Source organism: Vibrio plantisponsor, assembly GCF_013041605.1.
Taxonomy (GTDB): domain Bacteria; phylum Pseudomonadota; class Gammaproteobacteria; order Enterobacterales; family Vibrionaceae; genus Vibrio; species Vibrio plantisponsor.
This window is the reverse complement of the sequence record NZ_JABEQC010000004.1, coordinates 278,656-291,480: the sequence shown is the minus strand read 5'-3', so window position 1 is coordinate 291,480 and position 12,825 is coordinate 278,656. Positions and strand designations below refer to the sequence as shown.

15 protein-coding genes are annotated in these 12,825 nt (G+C 45.5%); 13 read left to right on the top strand and 2 right to left on the bottom strand.

The annotated features are described in order from the left end of the window. Window positions 1-38: 38 nt before the first annotated feature. A complete protein-coding gene (gene bioA, locus HKI82_RS08180; RefSeq protein WP_171137713.1) occupies window positions 39-1,319 on the bottom strand; it encodes an adenosylmethionine--8-amino-7-oxononanoate transaminase in 1,281 nt (426 codons plus the stop codon). 200 nt (window positions 1,320-1,519) lie between these two features. Between bioA and bioB the strand changes: the two genes are divergently transcribed. From bioB to bioD, 4 genes are read left to right on the top strand one after another with little or no spacing between them, the layout of a single operon-like run. Continuing rightward, window positions 1,520-2,572 carry a biotin synthase BioB gene (gene bioB, locus HKI82_RS08175; protein WP_102941629.1) on the top strand — a complete coding sequence of 351 codons (1,053 nt, stop codon included), beginning with the start codon at window positions 1,520-1,522 and terminating at the stop codon, window positions 2,570-2,572. After that, entirely contained in the window at window positions 2,556-3,710 is a 1,155-nt protein-coding gene (gene bioF, locus HKI82_RS08170; RefSeq protein WP_171137712.1) for an 8-amino-7-oxononanoate synthase, read from the top strand. Before bioB ends, bioF begins: the two co-directional genes overlap by 17 nt. Next, a complete protein-coding gene (gene bioC, locus HKI82_RS08165; RefSeq protein ID WP_171137711.1) occupies window positions 3,707-4,510 on the top strand; it encodes a malonyl-ACP O-methyltransferase BioC in 804 nt (267 codons plus the stop codon). Before bioF ends, bioC begins: the two co-directional genes overlap by 4 nt. Then, window positions 4,507-5,199, top strand: a complete 693-nt coding sequence (gene bioD / locus HKI82_RS08160) for a dethiobiotin synthase (protein WP_102941632.1) — start codon at window positions 4,507-4,509, stop codon at window positions 5,197-5,199. The genes bioC and bioD overlap by 4 nt, the downstream gene beginning before the upstream one ends. 90 nt (window positions 5,200-5,289) lie before the next feature. Here bioD and HKI82_RS08155 read toward each other — a convergent pair whose 3' ends face one another. After that, window positions 5,290-5,463, bottom strand: a complete 174-nt coding sequence (locus tag HKI82_RS08155; RefSeq protein WP_167828591.1) for a hypothetical protein — start codon at window positions 5,461-5,463, stop codon at window positions 5,290-5,292. 266 nt (window positions 5,464-5,729) lie between these two features. Here HKI82_RS08155 and htpX point away from each other — a divergent pair, with 266 nt between their 5' ends. From htpX to HKI82_RS08110, 9 genes are all read left to right on the top strand, one after another. Then, window positions 5,730-6,596, top strand: coding sequence for a protease HtpX (htpX, locus tag HKI82_RS08150; protein ID WP_042481914.1), 867 nt, complete (start codon window positions 5,730-5,732; stop codon window positions 6,594-6,596). 188 nt (window positions 6,597-6,784) lie between these two features. Beyond that, window positions 6,785-7,204: a nuclear transport factor 2 family protein gene (locus tag HKI82_RS08145; RefSeq protein ID WP_112404731.1), complete on the top strand. Its 420-nt coding sequence runs from the start codon at window positions 6,785-6,787 to the stop codon at window positions 7,202-7,204. Continuing rightward, complete coding sequence (locus HKI82_RS08140; RefSeq protein ID WP_171137710.1) at window positions 7,201-7,926, top strand: SDR family NAD(P)-dependent oxidoreductase; 726 nt, start codon at window positions 7,201-7,203, stop codon at window positions 7,924-7,926. The genes HKI82_RS08145 and HKI82_RS08140 overlap by 4 nt, the downstream gene beginning before the upstream one ends. A 12-nt stretch (window positions 7,927-7,938) precedes the next feature. Next, window positions 7,939-9,216 carry an NAD(P)/FAD-dependent oxidoreductase gene (locus HKI82_RS08135; protein ID WP_171137709.1) on the top strand — a complete coding sequence of 426 codons (1,278 nt, stop codon included), beginning with the start codon at window positions 7,939-7,941 and terminating at the stop codon, window positions 9,214-9,216. Next, the gene (locus HKI82_RS08130) at window positions 9,216-9,992 is read left to right on the top strand and encodes a DUF1365 domain-containing protein (protein ID WP_171137708.1); all 777 of its coding nucleotides are present in this window, start codon (window positions 9,216-9,218) and stop codon (window positions 9,990-9,992) included. The genes HKI82_RS08135 and HKI82_RS08130 overlap by 1 nt, the downstream gene beginning before the upstream one ends. Further along, complete coding sequence (locus HKI82_RS08125; RefSeq protein ID WP_171137707.1) at window positions 9,989-11,230, top strand: SAM-dependent methyltransferase; 1,242 nt, start codon at window positions 9,989-9,991, stop codon at window positions 11,228-11,230. Before HKI82_RS08130 ends, HKI82_RS08125 begins: the two co-directional genes overlap by 4 nt. 2 nt (window positions 11,231-11,232) lie before the next feature. Continuing rightward, window positions 11,233-11,763: a DUF2878 domain-containing protein gene (locus tag HKI82_RS08120; RefSeq protein WP_171137706.1), complete on the top strand. Its 531-nt coding sequence runs from the start codon at window positions 11,233-11,235 to the stop codon at window positions 11,761-11,763. Further along, window positions 11,708-12,265: a chalcone isomerase family protein gene (locus HKI82_RS08115; protein WP_171137705.1), complete on the top strand. Its 558-nt coding sequence runs from the start codon at window positions 11,708-11,710 to the stop codon at window positions 12,263-12,265. The genes HKI82_RS08120 and HKI82_RS08115 overlap by 56 nt, the downstream gene beginning before the upstream one ends. Then, entirely contained in the window at window positions 12,265-12,795 is a 531-nt protein-coding gene (locus HKI82_RS08110; RefSeq protein ID WP_171137729.1) for a DUF3833 domain-containing protein, read from the top strand. The genes HKI82_RS08115 and HKI82_RS08110 overlap by 1 nt, the downstream gene beginning before the upstream one ends. Window positions 12,796-12,825: the final 30 nt, after the last annotated feature.

Below are 12,825 nucleotides of genomic sequence, written 5' to 3'. Positions count from 1 at the left end.
TTTGGTTAAACGCCATGGATTCAAACCCATGGCGTTTTTTATTGATTAAAACATTCTGGTGTATTTAGGGCAGACTTAATTGCTGTGAGTAATTTATTAAGATGCTCAGGCTGGCTAATGTATGGCGGCATAATGTAAATCAGGCGGCCGAATGGACGAATCCATACCCCCATCTCAACAAACAGAGCCTGAATATTCTCCATTTGGACTGGATTATGGGTTTCAATAACTCCAATAGCGCCTAAATAGCGAACCTGTTTTACCTCAGAATAACTCTCAAACTGTACCAGTTCTTCAGCAAAGAAAGTCTCAATCTGTTTAACCTGCGTTTGCCATTGTTCCGTGGCAATGATGTCTAAGCTGGCTGAAGCTACAGAGCAAGCGAGCGGGTTACCCATAAACGTTGGGCCATGCATAAAGCAACCGGCTTCACCACCACAAACCGTATCGGCAACTTTCTGCGTGGTCAGAGTGGCAGAAAGAGTCATATAGCCACCAGTCAACGCTTTGCCAACACAGAGAATGTCTGGCTGTACATCTGCGTGTTCACAGGCAAACAATTTCCCCGTTCTGCCAAATCCGGTCGCGATTTCATCCAATATCAACAGCAGGTTGAATTCATCACAGAGCTGTCGAACTTGGCGCAAAAATTCTGGGTGATAGATACGCATCCCACCGGCACCTTGCACGATTGGTTCAAGTATCACAGCGGCTATCTGCTGATGATGTTGAGTCAGCTTATGACGAAAATCTTCAATATCGGACTCATCCCACTCTTGCCAAAAGTTGCCTTGTGGTGAATCTGCAAAGATGTGCTCAGGAAGAAAGCCTTTATAAAGGCTGTGCATAGAGTTATCAGGGTCGGTCACGGACATCGCCGCAAAAGTGTCACCGTGGTATCCGTGGCGTAGTGTCAGGAATTTTGAGCGGCTTTCGCCCTTGGCGTGCCAATACTGCAACGCCATTTTTAGGCTGACTTCCACAGCAACAGATCCAGAATCTGCCAGAAATACTTGCTGCAAATTACTTGGAGCAAGTGAAAGGAGTTTTTTACACACATCAATAGCGGGCTGGTGGGTTATGCCGCCAAACATCACATGAGACATCTTATCGATCTGCTGATGCGCCGCCTGATTGAGCAGAGGGTGGTTGTAACCGTGTATCGCTGACCACCAGGAAGACATGCCATCAACCAGTTGATCTCCTTGCTCTAAATAGAGATGAACGCCTTCTGCATGTGTCACGGGGTAGCAGGTCAGAGGTGTCAACGTTGAAGTGTAAGGATGCCATATATGCTGGCGATCAAAGGTTAAGTCCATTCTAAACTCGCAATTAATGTGATTAAAAAATAATCTAACGTAAACTTTGTGTGATCTATTGTGTTGACAGTTTATCGCGTGTCGTTAGACTAACCAAGCATAAATGCCTAGAAGTGTTCGGTTTTTGATCGGCGAGTTAAGCGAGATAAGAGCCCTCAGTGAGAAAGGCACAGAACAATAATTATCAATAAGGATTACACGTGGAAATTCGTCACAACTGGACAGTGTCTGAAGTAAAAACACTGCTTGAAAAACCTTTTATGGATCTGCTTTTCGAAGCTCAGTTGGTTCATCGTCAGTACCAGCCTCACAACCATGTTCAAGTGAGCACCTTGTTGTCGATTAAAACCGGTGCTTGTCCTGAAGACTGCAAATATTGTCCTCAAAGCGCGCATTATCGTACCGATGTGGAGAAAGAACGCTTGATGGAAGTTGAGCGAGTGCTTGATGCCGCGCGGAAAGCGAAAAATTCAGGTTCAACACGTTTCTGTATGGGTGCCGCGTGGAAAAACCCGAAAAGCCGAGATATGCCATACCTTAAAGAGATGATTTCAGGTGTGAAAAATATGGGTCTGGAGACCTGTATGACGCTGGGCATGCTGAATGCAGAACAGGCGAGCGAACTGGCTGAAGCTGGTTTGGATTATTACAACCACAACCTTGATACCTCACCTGAATATTACGGAAACATCATCACAACTCGTACCTATCAGGACCGATTAGATACACTCTCTCACGTACGCGAAGCAGGGATGAAAATCTGCTCCGGTGGCATTATTGGAATGGGCGAAAGTACAAACGACCGCGCGGGTTTACTGGTTGAACTGGCTAATTTATCGGTTCACCCTGAAAGTGTGCCAATTAACATGCTGGTGAAAGTAAAAGGTACGCCGCTGGAAGATGTTGAAGATGTTGAACCGTTTGACTTCATTCGTTTGATCGCGGTGGCTCGTATCATGATGCCTAAGTCTGCGGTGCGTTTATCAGCAGGGCGCGAAAAAATGAACGAGCAGATGCAGGCGCTGTGTTTTATGGCAGGTGCAAACTCAATCTTCTACGGTTGCAAGTTATTAACCACACCAAATCCAGCAGAAGACAGCGATATGTTGTTGTTTAAAAAGCTTGGAATTAACAGTCAGCAAGTAGCGCAGAAACCGGATGAAATCGCTGAGAATGAACTGCTTGATCGCGTAGTAGAACGCGTTGCCTCTCGTCCAACTGCCGACGATTTATTCTATGACGCAACAGTTTAGAGCTCGCGTTCAGGGGGCATTACTCGAACGGGAAACTCTCGGTTTAACTCGCTCGCTTCAGGTGTTAGAAGGCGGAAATCAGGTCTCAACTCAGTGTGGTGAGACGGAGTTTATCAACTTTTCCAGCAACGACTATCTGGGGCTTGCCAGTGATAAAGCGCTAACGAGTGCGTGGCAAGCCGGACTGGATGTTTATGGCGCAGGAAGCGGCGCTTCTCCTCTGGTGACTGGGTTCTCAGCGGCGCATGCCAGTTTGGAGAGCTCGCTATGTGAGTGGCTGGGCTTTGATCGAGCAGTATTGTTTGGTTCTGGCTTCAGTGCTAATCAGGCGTTGCTTTTTACTCTGATGCATAAAGATGATCTGCTACTACAAGATAAGCTAAATCATGCTTCATTAATGGAAGCTGGGGTGCTTTGCCAAGCAACAATGAAGCGCTTTAAGCACAACGATGTCCTGCACTTATCTCAACTGCTCTCTGGTGATCAGAATGCGTTGGTGGTGACAGAAGGCGTCTTTAGTATGGATGGCGACATCTCTCCACTGAAGGAAATTCATCAACTAACACGAAACAATGCTTGGTTGATGGTCGATGATGCCCATGGCGTGGGCGTTTTAGGCGAAGATGGCGCCGGCAGTTGTAATGCAGCGGGCATCCAACCCGAGATACTGGTTGTGACGTTCGGCAAAGCATTCGGACTCTCAGGTGCGGCTATTCTGTGCAGTGAAGAAGTAGGGAACTATCTGACTCAGTTCGCACGACATCATGTCTATTCGACGGCTATCCCTCCAGCGCAGGCTTATGCCATTACTCACGCTATTGGCATGATTCAGACTCAGCAATGGCGACGCGAAAAGCTTCATGAGCTGTCTCAGGTTTATGATGAACTATTGCAGTCAGTTGACGGCTATGTCGCGACGTGTACACCAATCAAACCTTTTATTTTGGGTAAATCTCAGCACGCACTTAACGTTGCGCGACAACTGAAAGATAAGGGATTTTGGATGACGGCTATTCGTCCGCCAACGGTTCCTGAAGGCTCAGCTCGATTACGTATCACGCTGACGGCCAATCACAGTATCAAAGATATCTCGGCGTTAGCGAGCGCTTTAGTTCAGTGTATGGAGTCAAATAAATGAGTGAACTTGCCTTACGCTCAGAGATTGAAAGCAAAGATAAATCTGCTATTTCAAGCGCCTTTAGCAAAGCTGCTGCGACCTATGATAAGCACGCGACATTTCAGCGCGATGTTGGTCATCGTCTATTGAATCAACTACCCGCAGATTTATCAGGTCTTCGTGTTCTCGATTTGGGCTGTGGGACTGGCTACTTTTCACAACAACTTAAACAGCTAGGAGCGAATGTGGTGTGCGCTGATCTCTCTCCAGCTATGCTTGAGCAGGCGAGGGTGCGTTGTGGTGAGGATTCGGTCACGTATGTTCATGCCGATGCGGAACAACTGCCTTTTTCTGCTGGCGAGTTTGATATTGTTTTTTCAAGTCTGGCTCTTCAGTGGTGTGACGATTTATCCACGCCTCTGGCGGAAATCCGACGAGTACTCAAACCATTAGGTCGTGGTTACTTTTCTACTTTGCTTGATGGCTCTTTGGCTGAACTTAAGCAGTCATGGAGGAAAATTGATTCTCATCAACATGTTAATGAGTTCATTTCTTTCAATCAGGTAAAAATTGCGTTAGCGCAAGCCGAGCTTCCTAAGCATCACTTAAACTTGGCCGAGATGATTGTTTGGTATGACACCGCTTTTGAACTCATGCGCGATCTAAAGGGCATCGGGGCGAACCATATCCATTCAAGATCTCAGGGGTTGACGGGAAGACGGGCACTGATTCAAGTCGAACAGGCCTACGAGCGATTTCGAAGTCAGCAAGGTTCTTTACCTGCAACATATCAGGTTTGTTTAGGGGTAATTTATCGATGATAAATGCATTATTTATTGCGGGTACGGACACCGATGTTGGTAAAACAGTGGCTTCAAAAGCGATATTGCAAGCGATTGCCAGTAAGGGCTTTACAACAATTGGCTATAAACCAGTAGCCGCGGGTTGTGAGAGAACAGAGCAAGGTTTACGAAACTCTGACGCGCTCCATCTCATGAAAGTAGCGACACAAGAAATGCCGTATGACGACGTCAATCCATACGCGCTAGAATTGCCTGCATCGCCACACATTGCAGCTAAGCACGAGAATCTGACTATCGATTACAAGGTGTTGAGTGACAAGCTCGCTTACCTGAAAACCAAAGCGGACACCGTGTTGGTTGAAGGTGCGGGTGGGTGGCGAGTGCCAGTTTCGGATACAGACTGTCTCTCCTCTTGGGTTAAGCAAGAGAAATTGCCCGTTGTATTAGTGGTGGGTGTGAAACTTGGCTGTTTAAGTCACGCGCTGCTTACAGCAGAAAGTATTGAAGCGGATGGTTTGACGATTGTTGGTTGGGTGGCAAACCGTATTAACCCAGGCACTGAACACTACGCTGAAATTATTGAGGTGTTGGAATCTCGTATTCGAGCACCAAAACTGGGTGAAATCCCGTATGTCCCAAGCGCGAAACGCACGGAACTTGGTAAATACATCAATCTTGAACCTTTGATGGAAAAGGAACTCGCGTAGTCGGGTTCCAAACCAAGTATTCTGAGTTAGCTTGGCTATAAGGCAAAATAAAAGGGCTGCATTAATGCAGCCCTTTTTAAATCTGTTTGATTACACTTCTTTGTTCAAACCCAGCATAGCGAATGCTTGTTGAGTTTCAGCGATATGTTGTTGCACAGATTGTTCCTGACCAATACCCAGTTGCAACTTCGCTTCTTCTTCAGTTAAGCCTAAATGGCAGCGGAGTAGGTCGATTGCCATTTTATAACTTTGAGCTTCAGCCATGATGATATCCTTCGTTATGATGTCTCTCTCACTGCTCGGAATTTAATCTCTTTCGACTTGTGCCTCAATACGACAAAAGTCTAACTCTGCAGAGATCGGATCTGTTTACATTATAGCCACATAATTGACATTAAATGTTTCAATTTATCACTTAACCTTGTTTTTTAAATCGCAGACACTATGTATTAGAAAACTCCTGAAGCCTTTGTGTGGAATACCTTAGTGACTTCAGGCTAATAGTCAGCTTTCCTCAACGGAGATAATTAATGAAGCGAGTATTGTTATTCCTGGCAACCAACCTAGCCGTCGTAATGGTGCTAAGTGTGGTTTTGAATATTGTTTATGCCACTACAGGGATGCAACCGGGTAGTTTGTCTGGCTTGCTCGTAATGGCAGCCGTGTTTGGTTTCGGCGGTTCATTTATTTCACTCTTGATGTCAAAGAGGATGGCTCTGAGCTCGGTGGGCGGTGTTGTAATTGAAAACCCACGTAACGAAATGGAGCACTGGCTGCTGGAAACGGTGAAGCGTCAGTCGCAGCAAGCAGGTATTGGTATGCCTACTGTTGCTATTTACGATTCTCCAGATATGAACGCATTCGCTACTGGTGCAAAACGTGATGATTCGTTAGTGGCGGTTTCTACAGGCTTGCTACATAACATGACGCGTGATGAAGCCGAAGCTGTGCTTGCTCATGAAGTTAGCCACATTGCAAACGGCGATATGGTTACCATGACCTTGATGCAAGGTGTTGTGAACACATTCGTGATCTTCTTGTCGCGCTTCATTGCTAACATTGTTGCTTCTCGTAACAGTGACGAAGAAGGTCAGGGCAGCAACATGATGGTGTACTTCGGTGTCTCTATGGTGCTTGAATTGGTGTTAGGCTTCCTAGCAAGCTTCATTACCATGTGGTACAGCCGTCATCGTGAGTTCCATGCTGATGCGGGCGCTGCTCAATTGGTGGGTAAGCACAAGATGATTGCGGCACTAGAGCGCCTGAAGATGAGCTACGAACCTCAATTGGAAGGTTCTATGATGGCGTTCGGTATCAACGGTAAGCGTACGATGACTGAGCTACTGATGAGTCATCCACCGCTTGATAAACGTATTGCTGCATTGCGCAATTCTTAAAATTTATAAGCCAGCTTCTTAGCTGGCTTTTTTGTGCCTTCAATTTGTCTCCTCTGCATACTGTTAAATTTCTCTGCTAAAGAATTCTTACAAAAAGTTGTACAAATATTTTTTTGTACAACTTTTCTTTGTGCGCTATCCTAACACTTAACTTATACGGAAAATAAATTTGTACAGGTTTAGCGAATATGGATATCCAAGTTATCGCCCAGTTTTATCAGCAGCTCAGTAAAGACAATTTGCATTTGCTGCCAGAGGTTTATCACCAGCAGGTGGTATTTGAAGATGCGGCGCATCGGATAGAAGGGCTGGAAGCACTGCAAAGCTATTTTGCTAACCTTTATCAGAATGTTGAGCGATGTGAGTTTTCAATAGCCGAACAACATCAGTCTGACAATGACGGATTTATAACTTGGACCATGCACTTGCAGCACCCCAAGTTATCTGGCGGCAATCCTATTGATGTTAATGGTATGAGCCATCTTAAATTTGCCGACGGCAAGGTTATATCCCACCGAGACTACTTTGATCTGGGCGAAATGCTTTACGAGCACATCCCTTTACTTGGTGGAGTCATTAAAAGCATTAAGCGGAGGCTGGGCCAATGAGTGCGGTACTGATTACTGGAGCAACATCTGGCATTGGGCAGCAGTTGGCGTTGGATTATGCCAAACGAGGCTGGCGAGTGATCGCTTGTGGGAGAAATAAAGAATCTTTGGCTAAGCTTGATGAAGCGTATCCAAATATTGAAACTTGCGAGTTTGATATTACGGACCGAGTGCAGACATTCAATGCGCTGCGCAGTTTATCTTTGACTCCAGACCTTTGGCTCCTTAACGCGGGCAATTGTGAGTATATCGATAATGGAGAAATGGACTCGAAACTGGTTGAGCGAGTGTTTCAAACCAACGTATTTGGTTTGACTAATATTATTGAAGCGATAGAGCCTCATTTAGTTTCAGGGCACAGAGTAGCGGTGGTGAGTTCAATCGCCAGTGAGCTGGCCTTGCCGAGAGCGGAAGCTTATGGTGCATCCAAAGCAGCCGTCGGATACATCGCTCGTTCATTACGCTTAGACTGGCGCGAGCGAGGCGTTGAGGTGTCTACAATTTTTCCAGGTTTCGTTGATACGCCGCTAACCGCGAAAAATACCTTTCCTATGCCCATGCTCATCAGCGTTGAACAAGCATCAGAAGCGATTCAGAAAGGTTTAGACAAGGGGCAAGCTAACATTTATTTCCCCAAACGATTTACCTGGATTTTAAGAATACTGGGGTTATTACCTTACTCATGGCAGCACGCAGTGACTGGTCTGCTGTTTCGGTCTTAAAAGGAAAACAAGATGAAGATTGCAATTATTGGTACAGGTATTTCTGGTTTGTCTTGCGGTTACTATCTGCATGAACAGCACGACATTACGGTATTTGAAGCCAATGATTATATTGGTGGTCATACAGCCACGGTTGACGTTGAAGTTGGCGGAAAAACTTACGCTGTAGATACAGGTTTTATTGTTTATAACGATCGTACTTATCCTAACTTCATTAGTTTAATGGCCGAGTTAGGTGTGAAAACGACGCCGACCGAAATGAGTTTCAGTGTTCGTAATGATGCGAATGATCTCGAATACAATGGTCATACGATCATGACTCTGTTTGCTCAGAAACGTAATTGGCTGAACCCGCGTTTCTATCAGTTTATTTCCGAAATTCTGCGTTTTAACAAGTTAGCCAAGCAAGAAGCTAAGGAGTCTGAAGTCAATTTGCAAACTCTTGGGCAGTTTCTCAATCATCACGGCTTTTCGCATTATTTCTGTGAAAACTACATTCTTCCGATGGGCGCTGCTATTTGGTCGTCGTCTCTGGCGGATATGCGTGCGTTTCCATTAACGTTTTTCCTGCGCTTTTTCTTAAATCACGGTCTGCTTGATATCAGCAATCGTCCTAAATGGAATGTTATTCAAGGCGGCTCTCGCTCCTATATTGAACCACTAACTCAAGGGTTTAAGCACAACATTCGAACCAGCTCACCTGTCAACAAAGTAAAACGTGTTGCTGGTGGTGTTGAAGTATCAAGTCTTGGCAAAACCGAGTGGTTCGATGAAGTGATATTTGCTTGTCACAGCGATCAGGTACTTTCGATGCTGGAAGATGCGACAGAAAGCGAGCAGCAAATTCTGTCTCAGCTCGGTTATCAGGCAAACGAAGTGATTCTGCATACCGACACCAGTTTGCTGCCTAAGCGTAAAGCGGCTTGGGCGTCATGGAACTACTGGTTGAGAGGAGATAAAGGGCAGGATTCTCGCCTACCTTCACTCACCTATAACATGAATATTTTGCAGCATATTGATGCACCAGAGACTTTCTGTGTGTCGCTAAATAGCAGTGAGCACATTAATCCGAGCAAGATTCTTCGCAGCTTTGTTTATCATCATCCAGTGTTTACCGAACAGTCGATTAAAGCACAGCAACGTAAAGTAGAAATCAGCGGACAAAATCATACTTGGTTCTGTGGAGCGTACTGGCACAACGGTTTCCATGAAGATGGTGTACGAAGCGCGTTGGATGTGGTGACCAATATTGCACGCGCTAATGAAGCCAAGATGAAAGGGGCTGCGTAATGTCAGCCCTTAACAGCCAACTGCTTGTTGGGAGTGTGAGGCACAGACGCTTCACTCCTAAGAATCATGCGCTGACCTACTCCTTGTTTATGCCGTGCATTGACTTGGATGAATGGACTTCCTTGTCGAAAAAAGTCTGGGGACTTGGCGAGAAATGGTGGCACTGGGCAAGGTTACGTCGTGAAGACTACCTTGGAGAGGGTGAACTCAAACAGGCTGTACAAGATAAAGTATTTGAACTTACGGGCAACCGAATAGAAGGCAAGGTGCTTGCAGTGATTCATTTACGCTACTTAGGTATCTACTTCAGTCCTGTAAATTTCTATTACCTTTATGACGAAAATGGTGAGTGGCGTTATTTGCTGGCAGAAGTCAGCAACACACCTTGGAATGAACGCCATTACTACGCGATACCAGCTGACATGGGCGCAGAAGGAGAGAACTGGCAACATGACAAAGCGTTTCATGTTTCTCCGTTTAATCCGATAGATCAGCAGTACCAGTGGAAGTTAAAGCCGTTGACTGAGTCGTTAATGGTGCATTTGGAATGTCATCGCGAAGGTAAAGCATTCGACGCAACTCTGGCTATGAAAGGCCAAGAATTTACCACCAAAGGTTTGCTTGCTTTGTTAGTAAAAACGCCGGTTATGGCGATAAAAGTGACATTAGGGATTTACTGGCATGCGCTGAAACTATGGATGAAAGGTGTGCCGATTCATGATCATCCGAACACACAAAAAAAAGAAAACAATCGTAGTAAGGAGAATACGCAATGATAAATGTGACTTCTATGGATATGCCAACCAGCTTATCTGCGTGGCAGAAAAGCGCTCGCAACGTTGCATTTAAATTTTTGCAGTACTTGGATGTCGGCAGCTTAACGATTGTGGAGTCTTTTTCTGATCAGGCGTCTAATCAGCAGCAGTTTGGTCATAAAAATCAAGATGAACCTCATGCTGTGATCTGGGTTAAGCATCCCGATTTTTATTCGCGGCTATTGAAAGGTGGCAGCATTGCAGCCGCAGAAGCGTATATGGATGACTGGTGGGATAGCCCAAATCTAACGGCTTTGATGGAGCTCATGGCGAAAAACATGAGTGCGTTAGACAGAATTGAGCAACGCAGCAGTTGGTTAACACAATGGGCGTATAAGGTTGGCCATTGGTTTAAACGAAACTCCATTGATCAGGCAAAAGAAAACATCGAAGCGCATTATGATCTGGGTAATGAACTTTACAAGACCTTCCTAGATAAACGAATGCTCTACTCAAGTGCGTTGTACTCGTCGCCAAATGACACGTTAGAGCAAGCGCAGATTAACAAGATGGAACGCCTCTGCCAGCAGTTACAACTGAAACCGAGTGACCACGTGATTGAAATCGGTACCGGTTGGGGCGCTATGGCGATTTACATGGCTCAAACTTACGGATGCCATGTCACCACTACCACCATCTCGGAAGAACAATACAGTTATGCAAAAGAGCAAATTGAGCGAGCTGGTTTGGGTGACCGTGTCACCTTACTCAAGCAAGACTACCGATTGTTGGAAGGTCAGTACGATAAGCTGGTTTCTATCGAAATGATTGAAGCTGTCGGTAAGCAGTATCTTAAGTCTTACATCAAGAAGTGCCAGTCGTTACTTAAGCCGAAAGGTTTAATGGCAATACAAGCGATTACTATCGCTGATCAGCGTTACGACTATTACAGCAATAATGTTGATTTTATTCAGAAATATATTTTCCCGGGCGGATTTTTACCATCGGTTACGGTACTGACTCAAACGGCTACTCAGCACAGTGATTTAATCACCAGAGACATTTTTGATTTAGGACTCGATTATGCGCAGACGCTGAAAGACTGGAGACTACGTTTTGAACAGTCACTAGAGCAAGTTTCACTACTTGGTTATGACGAGCGTTTCATTCGTATGTGGCGTTACTACTTCTGTTATTGCGAAGGCGGCTTTAACGCGCGAACCATAAGTACCATTCATATGACTTTGCAACGAGGCTAACGGTGGGGCGCTTATTCGTCGTATCACTCTGGTTCCAGATAATCTGGTTTCTCGCTGTTCTGGGGCAGGATCGCTTTCAGTGGCTCACACTGGGTTTGGGGCTGGTGACCCTAGGTTATGCAGCATATTCAAGCCGTGATGATATTGGCAGGATATTAGCGCTAGGTGTCGGAGGTATTGCTTTAGATTCCTTTAACAGCGCAATTGGCCTATTGGTATTTAAAAGTGCACACGTACCTGTATGGCTTGCCGCTCTCTGGCTTGTGTTTGTCTGGTACGCAAGGCAATGGGTACCGCATTTAAGCAAATACCCCAAAGGCTTGGTAATGCTGTTTGTCGGCGTCTGTGGTGCTTTGAGTTACTGGGCTGGATATAAGTTTTCAGCGGTTGAATTTTCATTGCCCGTTGTAGGTTCGCTGGTTGTGTTAACAGTGCAATGGGCTGGTGTAGCGTGGTTAATCATGAGGGTGTTTGTAAATGATTACTCAGTTTCGAACAAGAATCCTGACACTGCTAGCTCTCGTCAGCGCTAACGTCAGTGCAACGGGAAATGCAAATGATGTTGTTCGCCAATGGCAACAGTGGCCGATTGTCGGTCAGGCGACCCTTTCTTGGCTGTGGCTGGATATTTACTCCTCCCAGTTACGTTCGCCAGACGGCAAATACAAACTAGAGGGTGATATTTCACCGCATCCTGTAGCGTTGGAAATTCGCTATCTAAGGGATATCAGCAGCACTCAATTGCTCGAAGCTACACAGGAGCAATGGCAAAAACAAGGTTTCAGCGATGAGAAGATCGCCTCTTGGATGCCAACGTTAACCGCTATTTTCCCCAGAGTGAAAACTGGGGAAAAGCTGATTTATGTTACGGATGGCACTTCGGGAGAGTTTGTCTATATCTCCAATTCTGGTGAGCAGAAAGTGGTGGGAGCGATAGACGATGAATCATTGAATGATGCGTTTCTGGCAATTTGGTTATCACCGAAAACGGAATATCAAACCTTGCGCCAACAACTATTAGGGATGAATCGATGATGAGTTGGGTTAGAAAGAGTTTTGTGGCGTCAGTATTGCTGCTATTAACGGCATGCAGCGCCGAGTTGTCGGATTATCAGCAAAGTGAACCGAAGTTCGACCTGTTCGGTTATTTCGAGGGCAAGACGAAAGCTTGGGGAATGGTGCAAGATTATACCGACAAGCAGACTCGACGCTTTGAAGTGGATATTGAAGGTCATATTATCGGTAACACTCTGACACTGACCGAAGATTTTATTTTTGACGATGGCGAGAAGAGCCAACGGGTTTGGGCAATTCAGCGTTCGTCGAATGGTTTTTATCTTGGGCGAGCTGACGATGTTATTGGTGACGCTATCGGTCAGGAAGTCGGCAATGCACTTCAGTGGAAGTATGATTTCTTGTTAAAAATGGACGATGGTGAAATTGAGGTGACTTTTGATGACTGGCTTTACCGTCAAGATGAGACTCGGGTATTTAACATCACCAAGATTAAAAAGTTTGGTATTGAAGTGGGGCGGGTAACGCTGTTCTTCGAAAAGAGTCAATAAATAAACTTATGGCAATTAAAAAGGGAGGCT